Origin of the sequence: Bradyrhizobium sp. SZCCHNR1053 (assembly GCF_032381235.1) — a bacterium.
GTDB lineage: Bacteria > Pseudomonadota > Alphaproteobacteria > Rhizobiales > Xanthobacteraceae > Bradyrhizobium.
In genome coordinates this window covers 105884-118508 of the sequence record NZ_JAUHJM010000014.1, presented here as the reverse complement: position 1 = coordinate 118508, position 12625 = coordinate 105884, and the positions used below count along the sequence as shown (strand labels likewise).

At 66.2% G+C, this 12625-nt stretch carries 13 protein-coding genes and 1 tRNA gene; 9 read left to right on the top strand and 5 right to left on the bottom strand.

Going from position 1 to position 12625, the window contains the following annotated elements:
- Positions 1–640 precede the first annotated feature (640 nt).
- From QX051_RS26005 to mnmA, 4 genes are all read right to left on the bottom strand, one after another.
- Positions 641–717, bottom strand: a tRNA-Met gene (locus QX051_RS26005).
- A 238-nt stretch (positions 718–955) separates the two neighbouring features.
- A complete protein-coding gene (locus QX051_RS26000; RefSeq protein WP_315757300.1) occupies positions 956–1306 on the bottom strand; it encodes a hypothetical protein in 351 nt (116 codons plus the stop codon).
- Positions 1307–1381: 75 nt separating this feature from the next.
- Positions 1382–2017: a class I SAM-dependent methyltransferase gene (locus tag QX051_RS25995; RefSeq protein WP_315733850.1), complete on the bottom strand. Its 636-nt coding sequence runs from the start codon at positions 2015–2017 to the stop codon at positions 1382–1384.
- Positions 2018–2044: 27 nt separating this feature from the next.
- Entirely contained in the window at positions 2045–3241 is a 1197-nt protein-coding gene (mnmA, locus tag QX051_RS25990) for a tRNA 2-thiouridine(34) synthase MnmA (RefSeq protein ID WP_315778079.1), read from the bottom strand.
- A gap of 355 nt (positions 3242–3596) precedes the next feature.
- Between mnmA and QX051_RS25985 the strand changes: the two genes are divergently transcribed.
- From QX051_RS25985 to QX051_RS25945, 9 genes are all read left to right on the top strand, one after another.
- On the top strand, positions 3597–5201 hold the full coding sequence (locus QX051_RS25985; RefSeq protein WP_409998141.1) for a flagellar hook-length control protein FliK: 1605 nt from the start codon (positions 3597–3599) through the stop codon (positions 5199–5201).
- Positions 5202–5213: 12 nt separating this feature from the next.
- Positions 5214–5912: a flagellar hook assembly protein FlgD gene (locus QX051_RS25980; RefSeq protein WP_315733856.1), complete on the top strand. Its 699-nt coding sequence runs from the start codon at positions 5214–5216 to the stop codon at positions 5910–5912.
- 267 nt (positions 5913–6179) lie between these two features.
- Complete coding sequence (locus QX051_RS25975) at positions 6180–6455, top strand: DUF1153 domain-containing protein (RefSeq protein ID WP_002714638.1); 276 nt, start codon at positions 6180–6182, stop codon at positions 6453–6455.
- A gap of 337 nt (positions 6456–6792) precedes the next feature.
- Positions 6793–8394 (top strand): flagellar basal-body MS-ring/collar protein FliF, encoded by a 1602-nt coding sequence (fliF, locus tag QX051_RS25970; RefSeq protein WP_315733858.1) that lies wholly within the window; start codon positions 6793–6795, stop codon positions 8392–8394.
- A gap of 44 nt (positions 8395–8438) precedes the next feature.
- A complete protein-coding gene (fliG, locus tag QX051_RS25965; protein WP_315733860.1) occupies positions 8439–9533 on the top strand; it encodes a flagellar motor switch protein FliG in 1095 nt (364 codons plus the stop codon).
- Positions 9533–10153, top strand: a complete 621-nt coding sequence (locus QX051_RS25960) for a FliH/SctL family protein (RefSeq protein WP_315778077.1) — start codon at positions 9533–9535, stop codon at positions 10151–10153. Before fliG ends, QX051_RS25960 begins: the two co-directional genes overlap by 1 nt.
- Before the next feature lie 30 nt (positions 10154–10183).
- On the top strand, positions 10184–10531 hold the full coding sequence (gene fliN / locus QX051_RS25955; protein ID WP_315733864.1) for a flagellar motor switch protein FliN: 348 nt from the start codon (positions 10184–10186) through the stop codon (positions 10529–10531).
- A gap of 53 nt (positions 10532–10584) precedes the next feature.
- A complete protein-coding gene (locus tag QX051_RS25950) occupies positions 10585–11964 on the top strand; it encodes a sigma-54 dependent transcriptional regulator (RefSeq protein WP_315778076.1) in 1380 nt (459 codons plus the stop codon).
- Positions 11894–12418, top strand: coding sequence for a hypothetical protein (locus QX051_RS25945; protein ID WP_315778075.1), 525 nt, complete (start codon positions 11894–11896; stop codon positions 12416–12418). Before QX051_RS25950 ends, QX051_RS25945 begins: the two co-directional genes overlap by 71 nt.
- On the opposite strand, the gene QX051_RS25940 is transcribed toward QX051_RS25945, so the two are convergent.
- The gene (locus tag QX051_RS25940; protein WP_315733870.1) at positions 12409–12564 is read right to left on the bottom strand and encodes a hypothetical protein; all 156 of its coding nucleotides are present in this window, start codon (positions 12562–12564) and stop codon (positions 12409–12411) included. The two genes, QX051_RS25945 and QX051_RS25940, sit on opposite strands and share 10 nt — an antisense overlap.
- Positions 12565–12625: the final 61 nt, after the last annotated feature.

Sequence of the window (12625 nt, the reverse complement as noted above, 5' to 3'; positions counted from 1 at the left end):
GAATAGATCGACATCGATTGGTGCTAACGTCCATCGAAGGCACTGCGGTCAGTGGCAAGTTTGAATTTGTTCGCGCTCCAAGTAACAGGTCACTTATCTCGTACACCGTCGCAATGCATGAGTTGCACATCAAGAACCACAATCAGCGCAGCAACATTGTGCGTGACCCTTGAGCTTGAGGACAGCGCAACATCGATCTTGTGATCAGGTATATCAGTTCAGAGGAAGATGCCCGACACGGCTTGCCGGAGACGCGGCCGCAACGCGCACGCGACTGGAGGCGAAGCGCGATCGGATCGAGGGCGAGCGGCAACGCATTGCAGAGCTGAACGGGGGACGACAGCGTGTCGAGGCGGAACGGGCCGCGCTTGCGGAAGCCCCCATCCCTGTGGCCCTGCATCCGGCAACCTTGGATCGCCATGTCGCGACCGTCGACGCGCTGGCGGAAAGGATGCGGGCCACGCCAGTGCCGACGACGACCGAGGCACCCTGATCGACGATTTCCGGGCCCTCGTGCATGGCGTCACGGTTCACCCGAAGGGACCCCGGGAGGGCTTTGAGATTGAAGTCAAGGGAAAGCTGGCAGCATTGCTCGGGGCAGATGTGTTTCCAGAGGCCCGCTACAATAGTGGGTCACGCGTGGTAGCGGGGGAGGGACTCGAACCCCCGACCCCAGGATTATGATTCCCGTGCTCTAACCAGCTGAGCTACCCCGCCACGGTGTTCGATCAAGGCAAGACCAGCCGAAGCGAGCGCCGGGCCTTGTGAACGGGCGGCATATAAGGAGGCGTCTCCGCCCCTGTCAAGCAAAGCTCGCGGGCCGCAGCGGTTTTCGCACCAGCGGATTTCTAGGCGACTCTCCAAGGCCTTGCGGATGTATCCGCCACTCGCCGAGGGGCACGGGCCGACGCGCGCGGGAGAGAGCGGCAGCTCGGCAATGCAGATCACAAAAGGCTCACTTCGGCTGCACGTTCGGATTGCCGCCGGGGCTGCCGGGCGGCGGAATCACCGGCGTCGTGCCGCCCTCCGGGGTCGGCGCGTGCATCTCCGGATCGACCCCGCTCGGCGGACACAACACGCCGTTGGTCTTCGCCAGCTTGTCGCCGAGCGGCTCGCCGGCGCGGCCGGTGGTGATGCCGTCGGGCGTCGCCGTCGCGCGGACGTTCGGCGCGCAGGCGGCATTCGCATCGGGCGCCGGTGCCGTCGCCTGCGGCGGCGTGGCCGGCGTCGGGGGCGCCTGGGCGTGGGCCGCAGCCGCGGCCGAGGCCAGTGCGAACGAGAGGAACAAGGATTGCCTGATGCTCATGGCGGGGCAACGCAAACCCCGCGCTCGCGTTCCGCGCGAAGGGCATGGCAAAGCGCCTGCCAGAGTATCTGGCGATCAGCCCTTGCGGTAGCGAATGAGCGAGAAGTGTCCGAGCGGCGGCATCGGCCGGCGCTCGGCCAGCGTGACGCCGCCATGCTTCGCGGCCCAGTTCACGAGGCGGGCCCAGGGGAACTCCGGCCGCCAGCCAAGCCGGCGCGCGATCGGCGCGAAGGCGAGCTCGAAGAGGCGGCGCGGGCCGCTCTCGGCGCCGATGTGGTTGACCAGGATCAGCTCGCCGCCGGGCTTCAACACGCGGATGAAATCGTCGAGCGTCGCTTCGGGATCCGGCACCGCGGTGATGACGTATTGCGCGACCACCGCGTCGAAGAAATTGTCGGGAAAAGCGAGATGCTTCGCGTCCATCACCGCAAGCGTCTCGACGTTGAAGAGCTTCAGCTCGCGCACGCGGGCCTGCGCCCGCCGCAGCATCGGCTCGGAGATATCGACGCCGCAGATCTTCGTGGTCCGGGCATAGTCCGACAAAGACAGGCCGGTGCCGACGCCGACGTCGAGAATGCGGCCGCCGATGCGATCGGCTTCCGCGATGGTCGATTGGCGGCCCTGATCGAAGACCTTGCCGAACACCAGATCGTAGATCGGCGCCCAGCGCTCATAGGCCTTTTCGACCCCCGCGCGGTCGATGTCCCCCATGCCCCTGCCCCGAATGATGGATGCTGATCAGCCGCGGACCGGCTCGGCCACGCGCTGCGGCCTGATCACGTTGCCGCCCAAGCTGCTGCTTTCCGCAACAGCGCTCTGGATGAAGCCGCCACCGAGCACGCGGGCGCGGCCGGACGCGGCATCGTAGAACACGCAGGCCTGGCCGGGCGAGACGCCCTCTTCGCCGGCGACGAGCTCGACCTCGTAATGGCCGTCCGCACCGCGCAGCCAGGCCGGCTGCGGCGGCCGCGTCGAGCGCACCCGCACGAACAATTCGAGGCCCTCGCGCGCGGCCGCGTCGAGCGCGCCGTCACCGATCCAGTTGACCTCGCGTAGCGTGATGCGATGCGTCCGCAGCGCCTCGCGCGGGCCGACCACGACGCGGCGGGTGGCGACGTCCAGCTTGACGACGTAGAGCGGCGCGCCGGCAGCGATGCCGAGGCCCTTGCGCTGACCGATCGTGTAGTTCGCGATGCCGTGATGCGCACCGAGCACGCGGCCCTGGAGATCGACGATCTCGCCCGGCTCCATCGCGTTCGGGCGCAGCTTGCCGATGATGTCGGTGTAGCGGCCGGTCGGCACGAAGCAGATGTCCTGGCTGTCGTGCTTGTCGGCGACCTCCAGGCCGAAGCGGCGCGCGAGCTCGCGCACCTCCGGCTTGGTCATGTCGCCGAGCGGAAAGCGCAGATAATCGAGCTGCTCGCGCGTGGTCGCGAACAGGAAGTAGCTCTGGTCGCGATCGCTGTCCGCCGCGCAAGTGAGCGCGCGCGATCCGTCCGCCAGCCGCCGCGAGGCGACGTAGTGGCCGGTGGCGAGCACGGAGGCGCCGAGCTCGCGCGCGGTCTTCAGGAGATCGCCGAACTTGATGGCGCGGTTGCACTCGATGCACGGCACCGGCGTCTCGCCCGAAGCGTAGCTGGCGGCGAAATTGTCGATCACCGACTCGCGGAAGCGGTCTTCGTAGTCCAGCACGTAATGCGGGATGCCGAGGCGCTCGGCGACGTTGCGGGCATCGTGGATGTCCTGGCCGGCGCAGCACGCGCCCTTGCGGTGCGTCGCCGCGCCGTGATCGTAGAGCTGCAGGGTGATGCCGACGACGTCGTAGCCTTCCGACTTCAACAGCGCGGCCGTCACCGACGAGTCCACGCCGCCGGACATGGCGACGACGACCCTGGTGTCTTCGGGACGGCCTTCGAGATCGAGACTGTTGAGCATGATCCGGTCACTGCGATCGCGGCGCCAGGCAACGGGTTCCCGGCGCGGGAACGCCTCGCATGCGCCGTCTTTGCGGATGGCTTGCTTCCGGCGATCTCCGACAGGATGTCCTGACCGGAAACAACACGAAAGCATCTGTCTCTAATATAGGCGCACTTCCTGCGAAGCAATTGCGCCGGTCGCAGATGCCGGCGGCAAATCTTGCCGGCCGGGCAGAAATGACGAGGACGCGGCGGGGGATCCACGCCCCGCTCGATTCCATAAGAATTTGAATTTGTTGACTATTTTTGACAGAACTGGCTTGGCCCGCTCCTTGCTGAACTGCTTCGTCGAGTTCATCGCGAGAGGTTCCAAGGTGTTCAGCGTCACGTCAGACATCCAGGCCGGCACGGCTCTCAAGACCACGGCGCCGAGACAGTCCCGTCAGGACGCTCCGCAGCCGGCCGACAGCTTCTCGGCGCTGGTCGACGCCGCGACTCCGGATCCGTCGACAGCGTCGCCGCCCACCTCCGCGTCGCCGTCACCGCGCGCCGGCAGCGCCTCCACCCCGAGCCGCGAGCCGGCGCGGGCCGGCGACGCCGATCGCACCACCCAGGCCAGGTCGCAGGACAAGCCGGCGGACAAGGCCGACGGCAGCACTGCGCGCGACGACGCCAGCGGTTCGGATACCACGGCCGACGCGACCACCGGCACGCCGACCAAGACCGACGCGGCCGGGACCGCCGACGGAAAGACCAGCGACGGCAAGACCGGCGACAAGAAGGACGGCGATCAGGCCAGCACGGATGCGAGCGCCGTGACGACCGCAGTAGCCGAGCAGACCCTGACCGTGCCGACGCCGGTCGCCGTGGCCATCCAGCCGGAGACCATCCTCGCCAACCCTGCTACCGGCGATGGCACGGCGGGCGGCGACGGCAAAACCAATGCGCCCGGCGCCACCGCGCCCGTCGGAGCATCCGGTGTTGGCCCGCAGGGCTCGGTCGATGCCGCGGCAGGTCTGCTTGCGGCCGCAGCCAAATCCACCGGTGCGGCCAAGGATGCCGACGGAGCCGGATCCGCCGCGGCGGCGCCCGAGACGGCAACGGCGGCCTCCGGCGACGCTGCCGCATCTGCCGATCAGACCTTCACCGCCGCGCTCGATGCGGCCGTTCCCGGCGGCACCAAGACGACGGGCAAGCCGGGCACCCAGACCAAGACGGGGCTCGCCGACGGCGCAGCCGGCAAGGTCACCGAACCGGGCAATGGCGACGTCCAGGCCGCTCAGCAGCCGGGCCATGGCGCCCTCGCCCAACAGCCCGCTGTTGCAGCCAAGCCGGACTCCCTCGAGGCCGGCGACGGGAAGGCGAATGGCAACGTGCAGGCACCAGCCTCACATGATCGCAACGCCGCGCCGACGACCAGCCCGACCAACGCGCCGGCGCCCGACCCGAGCGCACAGGCCACGGCCGCCGTGCAGCCCCAGCTGTCGACGCCGGCCGTATCGACCAGCCAGATCACCTCGGCCAACCTGACCGCGACAGCCGCCACGGCGGCCGCTGTGCCGCTGCACGGGCTTGCCGTCGAGATCGCAGCCTCCGCGCTCAACGGCAAGAGCCGCTTCGAGATCAGGCTGGATCCGGCAGAGCTCGGCCGCATCGACGTCCGGATCGACGTCGACCGCAACGGCCAGGTGACCTCGCATCTGCGGGTCGAGAAGCCGGAGACGCTGGCGATGCTGCAGCAGACGGCGCCGCAGCTGCAGCAGGCGCTGCAGGACGCCGGCCTCAAGAGCAACAATAGCGGATTGCAGTTCTCGCTCCGCGACCAGAACTCGTCCGGCCAGAACGGCGGCGATTATCAACAGAATGGCAACGCACAACGCCTGATCGTGACCGAGGACGAAAACGTCCCGGTCCAGCTCGCCGGCCGGTCCTATGGACGGATGTTCGGCGCGCAAGGCGGCGTGGATATCAGGGTTTAACAGGAGGCTTCCATGGCAATCGGCGACGCAATCACGTCAAGCCCGCCAGTCTCGGGCACGACCAACACCAATTCGTCATCCGGAAACAGCAACCTCGGCTCGAGCGCGGGCTCGACGATTGCAGGCAACTTCCAGACCTTCCTGACGCTGCTGACGACGCAGCTGCAGAACCAGAATCCGCTGGATCCGCTCGACACCAACCAGTTCACGCAGCAGCTCGTGCAGTTTGCCGGCGTCGAGCAGCAGCTCAAGACCAACGACCAGCTCGCATCGCTGCTCACGATGCAGCAGACGGCACAGGCGACCCAGGCGCTGGCCTTCGTCGGCAAGACCGCGGTCGTCGCCGGCGACACCACCAGCCTGTCCAGTGGAAAGGCGAGCTGGGGCCTCACCATCCCCAAGAACTGCAATCTGACGGTCAACATCATCAACAAGGCCGGGCAGACCGTCTTCACCGGCAAATATACGGCCAACGCTGGTGACAACCAGACCTACAGCTGGAATGGTCAGGGCAATGACGGCACGCAATGGCCGGATGGACAGTACAAGATCACGACGGTGGCGACCGACGCCACCAACGGCAATCCGGTTGCGATCAAGACCCAGGTCCAGGGCGCGGTGTCCTCGGTCGACCTGACCCAGCAGCCGCCATTGCTGACGATCGGCGGCCAGACCTACACGGTCAACCAGATCCGGCAGATCGTCGGCTAGCCCCCAAGCAACCGGCTCCTGAGACCGCGGATGCGCCTGCAGCTGAGCTTGAACATCAAGCTCTGCTGCCGCGACGACACGTCAGCGTAAGCGCCGGAAATTCTTAACCAATCATTTACCACGATTCCGCTCCCGGGGCGTCTCGCCACCGGAAGTGGCGGCGTTCGCGCACATCGCCGGATTCGCGCCCTTGGCTTAGGCAAATTTTAAGCGAGGCGGCGTAGGGTCTTACCGTGAGTTCAGTGGTTAAGAGTTTGTGAGTACGCCATGACAGAACCCCATCGCCCGAGGGTGAAATACGTCATCGGGCCTGACGGCAGCCCGCTCACCATCGCGGATTTGCCTGCCCCAGGCACCAAGAGGTGGGTCATTCGCCGGAAGGCGGAAGTCGTTGCCGCCGTTCGCGGCGGCTTGCTATCCCTCGAGGAAGCGTGCAGCCGCTACACCCTGACCGTCGACGAATTCCTGTCGTGGCAGTTCTCGATCGACCAGCACGGTCTGGCCGGCCTGCGCACCACCCGAATTCAGCAATATCGCCAATAGATCGTTACCGACACGACTGGACTTCTTCGAAAATCGGCTTGGCCCTGCCAAGCCGATTTTTTGCATGTCTACACTTTGTTAGGACCCTTTAACCACCGTTAACCATATCGAAACCTTCCCATAGGCAATAATTGCCCAGTGGTTCGTTTCAACCTCCGCAACCCGTCCCGCGAATGGCGGGGGCAGCGGCTGACATCGGATCGCCACCTGGAATGCGGGTGTTGGTGAAGGTTAAGGATTGAATTTCGCGATCTATGCAACCGGCCGTAAAGGCCCGCGAAGCTCAAATCACCTTTCAGCAGCCACCCGTCGAAATGCCGAACTATGGGGCAGTTGCTTGCAAGGTCTCTTGGACTTTCTGAAGGGTTTGGGCGCCGCGCGGCTCACCGCCATGATCGCAGTCACCGCTGCTCTGATCGGCTTCTTCGGTTTCGTCATCATGCGCGTGACGGCGCCGCAGATGACCACCCTCTTCACCGACCTGACCATGGAAGACTCCTCCAGCATCATCAAGGATCTGGAGCGGCAGGGCATCGCCTTCGAGATCCGCAACGAAGGCAGCGTGATCCTGGTACCGAAGGACAAGGTCACCCGGCTGCGCATGAAGCTCGCCGAGGGCGGCCTGCCCAAGGGCGGCGGCGTCGGCTACGAGATCTTCGACAAGTCGGACGCGCTGGGCACCACGAGCTTCGTCCAGAACATCAACCATCTCCGCGCGCTCGAGGGCGAGCTCGCCCGCACCATCCGCGCCATCGACCGCGTCCAGGCGGCACGCGTCCATCTCGTCCTGCCGGAGCGGCCGCTGTTCTCGCGCGAGACCCCGGAGCCGTCCGCCTCGATCGTCGTGCGCGTGCGCGGCACCCTCGAGCCGGCGCAGATCCGCGCCATCCGCCACCTCGTCGCTTCCGCCGTCAACGGCCTGAAGCCGCAGCGGGTGTCGATCGTCGACGAGGCCGGACAGCTGCTCGCCGACGGCACCCAGACCGACATCGACCAGCAGGTCGGCGACGAGCGCCGCAACGCCTTCGAGAAGCGGATGCGCAAGCAGGTCGAGGACATCGTCTCCTCGGTCGTCGGTGCGGGCCGCGCCCGCGTCCAGCTCTCCGCCGACTTCGACTTCAACCGCATCACTCAGACCTCCGACCGCTACGATCCGGAAGGCCGCGTGCTGCGCTCGAGCCAGACCCGCGAAGAGCAGTCGGCGACCAACGAGAGTAACGGCCAGGTTACGGTCAACAACGAGCTGCCGGGCAACCAGCAGAACCAGCCGCCGCAGCAGCCGCGGGACCAGAGCAAGAAGACCGAAGAGACCAACAATTACGAGATCTCCCGGACCACCAAGACGGAGGTCACCGAGGCCGGACGGGTCAACCGCATCTCGGTCGCGGTGCTGGTCGACGGCGCCTACTCCAAGAACGAAAAGGGCGAGCTGGTCTATCAGGAGCGCAGCAAGGACGAGCTCGACCGCATCGCCGCGCTGGTCCGCTCCGCAATCGGCTTCGACCAGAAGCGCGGCGACCAGGTCGAGGTGGTCAACCTGAAATTCGCCGACGCTCCCACGGTGCCGCAGATCAACGAGCCCACCGGCTTCCTCGGCATGCTCCACTTCACCAAGGATGACGTCATGTACGTCATCGAGCTCGCGGTGATGATGCTGCTCGGCATTGTCGTCGTGTTCATGGTGGTGCGGCCGCTGGTGAAGAAGATCATTGCCACCGAAGAGGTCGCCGCCCTGGGCGGCGGCCTGCCGGCGCTCACCGACGAAACCGTCCAGGCAGCCGCTCACGCCCAGCAGACCGCCAGCCTGATCGACGTCGCCCAGGTCCAGGGCCAGGTCCACGCCCAGTCCGTCCACCGGGTGGGCGAGCTGGCCGACCGCAACCCGGGCGAAGCCGCCGCCATCATCCGCCAGTGGCTCGCCGAGCCGCAGCAGAACTGATCCCACCGACGTGAACCGCCTGAACTGAAAAGAACGTAGACGCCATGTCGCTGCCGCAGACCCAGAACGCCAACGCCAACAACAACGACATTTCCACGGTGATCGCGACGCTGGCGAGCCGCCAGGCGCAGCGCCCGAAGACCGAGCCCTTGAGCGGCCCGCGGCGCGCTGCCGTGATGATGCTCGCGCTCGGCGAGCAGTATGGCGGCAAGATCTGGCAGCAGCTCGATGACGACGAGGTGCGTGAGCTGTCGCTCGCGATGTCGACGCTGGGAACCATCGAAGCCGACGTCGTCGAGGACCTGATGCTCGAATTCGTCTCGCGCATGTCTGCTTCCGGCGCGCTGATGGGCAATTTCGACGCCACCGAGCGGCTGCTGCAGCAATATCTGCCGCCGGAGCGTGTCAACGGCATCATGGACGAGATCCGCGGCCCCGCCGGCCGCAACATGTGGGAGAAGCTCTCCAACGTCCAGGAAGAGGTGCTCGCCAACTACCTCAAGAACGAATATCCGCAGACCATCGCGGTCGTGCTGTCCAAGCTGAAGCCGGAGCATGCCGCGCGCGTGCTCGCGATCCTGCCCGAGGACATGGCGCTCGACGTGATCGGCCGCATGCTCCGCATGGAAGCGGTGCAGAAGGAGGTCATCGAGCGGGTGGAGCAGACCTTGCGCACCGAATTCATGTCGAACCTGTCGCAGACCCGGCGCCGCGACGCCCACGAGGTCATGGCCGAGATCTTCAACAATTTCGACCGCCAGACCGAGACCCGCTTCATCACCTCGCTGGAGGAAGATAACCGGGAGTCAGCCGAGCGCATCAAGGCGCTGATGTTCACCTTCGACGACCTGATCAAGCTCGATTCCGCCTCGGCGCAGACGCTGCTGCGCAATGTCGACAAGGACAAGCTCGGCGTGGCGCTCAAGAGCGCCAACGAGGAGGTCCGCAACTTCTTCTTCGGCAACATGTCGTCGCGCGCCGCCAAGATGCTGCAGGACGACATGGCCGCCATGGGACCGGTGCGACTGCGCGACGTCGACGAGGCGCAGGCCCTGCTCGTCAATCTCGCCAAGGATCTCGCCGCCAAGGGCGAGATCATGCTCAGCAAGAACCGCGCCGACGACGAACTGGTGTATTGATGGCTCAGCCCGCGAAATTCCTGTTCGATACCGACTTCGCCGCGCCGGAGAAGACGACGCGGGAGCGTGCGGCCACGTCCGCCGAGATCGCACAGAAGGTCGCGGCCGCCGAAGCCGCCGCCTACCGCAACGGCTATGAGGCGGCTCAGCGCGAAGCCAAGGTCGAGGCCGACCGCCGCGTCGCGTCGGCGCTGGAGCAGATCAACATCCAGTTGCAGGGCATCTCCGCCCGCTTCGAAGGCATCGAGCAGCGGATGGAAACCGAGGCCGTCGATGTGGCGGTCGCCGTCGCCCGCAAGCTGTGCGCGGCGCTGATCGACGCGGAGCCGCTCGGCGAGATCGTCGGACTCGTGCACGACTGCTTCGCGCATCTGGTGGCCACGCCACACCTCGTGCTGCGCATCAACGAGACGCTGTACGAGCTCGCCCGCGAGAAGATCGAGAAGCTCGCCAAGCAGAGCGGCTTCGAGGGACGCCTCGTGATCCTCGCCGAGCCGGAGATCGCGACCGGCGACTGCCGCATCGAGTGGGCCGATGGCGGCGTGGTGCTGGAGCGCGCTGCGATCGACGCCAAGATCAACGAGCTGGTCGGACGCTACATGGCGTCCAGGAAGAACTAGGCCGCTGTGGCGGCCGAAGGAGTTTAAGTCATGAGCGACAACGAGATCCCGCTTCCCGACCTCAATTCTGCGGACGCACCTCCGTTGGGCGGGGACGTCGGCTACAACGAAGAAGAGCATGCCGCGCGCATCGCGGCCGACCTCGAGGCGGTGTTCGACGTCCCGGTTCAGGTCTCGGCCGTGCTCGGCCGCTCGAAGATGGATGTTGGCGAGCTCCTGAAGCTCGGGCCCGGCACTGTGCTCGAGCTCGACCGCAAGGTCGGCGAGGCGATCGACATCTACGTCAACAACCGGCTCGTGGCACGCGGCGAGGTGGTTCTGGTCGAAGACAAGCTCGGCGTGACGATGACCGAAATCATCAAGTCCGACCGCAACTGACAGGCATGACCTGCGTGCCGATCGAGAGCGGCGCGACCGAATAGGAGACCAACATGCGGCTTCTCATCGTCGGAACGCTGAAGGGCCAGTTGACGACGGCCACCAAGATCGCCATGGAGAACGGCGCCACCGTCACCCATGCCGAGGACAATGAGCAGGCGATGCGCGTGCTGCGCGGCGGCAAGGGCGCCGACCTGCTGCTGGTCGACGTCGCGCTCGACATCCGCGACCTGGTGATGCGGCTCGACGCCGAGCACATCCACGTGCCGATCGTCGCCTGCGGCATCACCAGCGATGCACGCGCCGCGGTCGCCGCCATCCATGCCGGCGCCAAGGAATACATTCCGCTGCCGCCGGATCCCGAGCTGATCGCGGCGGTGCTCGCCGCCGTCGCCAACGATTCACGCGACCTCGTCTATCGCGACGAGGCGATGGCGAAGGTGATCAAGCTTGCCCAGCAGATCGCCGGCTCCGACGCCTCGGTGATGATCACCGGCGAGTCCGGCACCGGCAAGGAGGTGCTGGCGCGCTACGTCCACACCCGCTCGGCCCGCGCCAAGCGTCCCTTCATCTCGATCAACTGCGCCGCGATCCCCGAGCATCTGCTGGAATCCGAGCTGTTCGGCCACGAGAAAGGCGCCTTCACCGGCGCGGTCGCCCGCCGCATCGGCAAGTTCGAGGAGGCCAATGGCGGCACCCTGCTGCTCGACGAAATCTCGGAAATGGACGTGCGGCTGCAGTCCAAGCTGCTGCGCGCGATCCAGGAGCGCGTGATCGACCGCGTCGGCGGCACCCGCCCGGTGCCGGTCGATATCCGCATCATCGCGACCTCCAACCGCAACCTTGCCGACGCCGTTCGCGAGGGCACGTTCCGCGAGGACCTACTGTTCCGCCTCAACGTCGTCAACCTGAAGATCCCGCCGCTGCGCGAGCGCCCCGCCGACATTCTCGAGCTGGCGCAGCATTTCGCGCGAAAATACTCCGAGGCCAATGCCGTGCCGCTGCGGCCGATCTCGGCGGAAGCCAAGCGCATCCTCACCACCAATCGCTGGCCGGGGAATGTGCGCGAGCTGGAGAACACGATGCACCGCGCGGTGCTGATGGCGCAGGGCGACGAGATCGGGCCGGATGCCATCCTCACGCCGGACGGCACCCGTCTCGACATCGGCAAGACCCAGCCTGCCGTCGCGCATGCTACGATGGCCGCGGAACAGGTCACACGCGCTTTGGTCGGCCGCACGGTCGCCGATGTCGAACGTGACCTGATCCTGGAGACCCTGAAGCACTGCCTGGGCAACCGGACACATGCGGCCAATATCTTGGGCATCTCGATCCGCACGTTGCGCAACAAGCTCAACGAATATGCCGACGGCGGCGTGCCGATCCCGCCGCCAGGCTCCGGCGACACGCCGCGCATGCCGAGCGCCGTATAATCTGCCCATCCGGATCGTTCTCGGCGGCGCGCTGGCCCTCGGCGCGCCGCTTGCCGTTTCGCCGGCTGATGCCGCAACGCGCGGCGTGCTGTCCGGCTGCTGGGAGCAGACGTCGCACGCACCGCTCGTCAATCCGTCGTCGGGTCAGGAATGGGGCGCCCGGAGCTGGTGCTTCGCAGGCAAGGGCAAGCTGATCTCGCGAACGATCGCCTGTGGCAAGGAGGGCTGCGACGGCTGGGACAATGAACGCAGCTATCGCTGGCGGCCGCCCACCCTCTCGTTGTCCGATGCCGAGACGTCGCCGGACGGCGGGCGCACCAAAGTGTGGCGCCGCTGCCGCGTGCAGTTTCTGACCGACGATTGGATGCAGCTACAGGACTGTCAGCAGTCCCCGGATCCGTGGGTTCGCGAGAACACGCCGGCGCGTCGTCGCCGGGCACCACCTCACGAATAGTTCGGCGCCTCGGGATTGCGGAAGATGTGAATGGGATCGCCGGGCGTGAACTCGCGTTGCGTCAGCACGGCATAGGCATAGAGCGCGAGATACAGGATCGCGACGGTGCCGATCACGTAGAGCGCCCAGGTTCCGATCCGTTTCATCAGCTCCGCCGCAAACACCGCCTCAAGGCCGCGGTGCTTTTACGGCGTTCAGCTTCGGGAC